The sequence below is a fragment of the Lactobacillus sp. N54.MGS-719 genome (assembly GCF_000980505.1).
Classification (GTDB): Bacteria; Bacillota; Bacilli; order Lactobacillales; family Lactobacillaceae; genus Lactobacillus; species Lactobacillus amylovorus.
Genome location: NZ_LARO01000128.1, coordinates 1 through 942 on the forward strand (window position 1 = coordinate 1; position 942 = coordinate 942).

The 942-nt window shown below is 51.2% G+C and carries 1 rRNA gene; it reads right to left on the reverse strand.

The features are described from left to right. Window positions 1-942 (reverse strand): 23S ribosomal RNA (locus WS44_RS09570); the annotation flags it as partial.

The following is a 942-nucleotide window of genomic DNA, read 5'->3' on the forward strand; positions in this document are numbered from 1 at the left end:
TCCCAGTATCAAGCTAGAGTAAAGCTCCATGGGGTCTTTCCGTCCTGGCGCAGGTAACCAGCATCTTCACTGGTATTTCAATTTCACCGGGTGCATTGTTGAGACAGTGCCCAAATCATTACGCCTTTCGTGCGGGTCGGAACTTACCCGACAAGGAATTTCGCTACCTTAGGACCGTTATAGTTACGGCCGCCGTTTACTGGGGCTTAAGTTCAAAGCTTCGCTTGCGCTAACCTCTCCCCTTAACCTTCCAGCACCGGGCAGGCGTCAGCCCATATACCTCACCTTTCGGTTTCGCATAGACCTGTGTTTTTGCTAAACAGTTGCTTGGGCCAATTCTCTGCGGCCATTCGCATGGCACTCCTTCTCCCGAAGTTACGGAGTCATTTTGCCGAGTTCCTTAACAATGCTTCTCCCGTCGGCCTTAGGATTCTCTCCTCATCCACCTGTGTCGGTTTACGGTACGGGTATCCTGTAAACAATAGCGGCTTTTCTTGGCAGCCAGCTCACACACTTCTCTACTTCTTTTCGATCCGCATCACGTCTTCGGATTGCACACCGGATTTGCCTGATGTACTCCTACCTCGCTTGCACCGGTCTTTCCATTCCCGGCTTGTGCTCTCTGTCTGCGTCCCCACAGTTCTGTTACAGGATAGTACAGGAATTTCAACCTGTTATCCATCGACTACGTCTTTCGACCTCGCCTTAGGCCCCGACTTACCCAGGGCAGATCAGCTTTACCCTGGAAACCTTAGATATTCGGCCAAGAGGATTCTCACCTCTTTCTCGCTACTCATTCCGGCATTCTCTCTTCTTAAAAATCCACTGCTCCTTTCGGTACAGCTTCGTCTCTTTAAGAATGCTCCTCTACCAACCTGCATTCGCAGATTCCTGAGCTTCGGCAGTGTGTTTCAGCCCCGGACATTTTCGGCGCAGGACCTC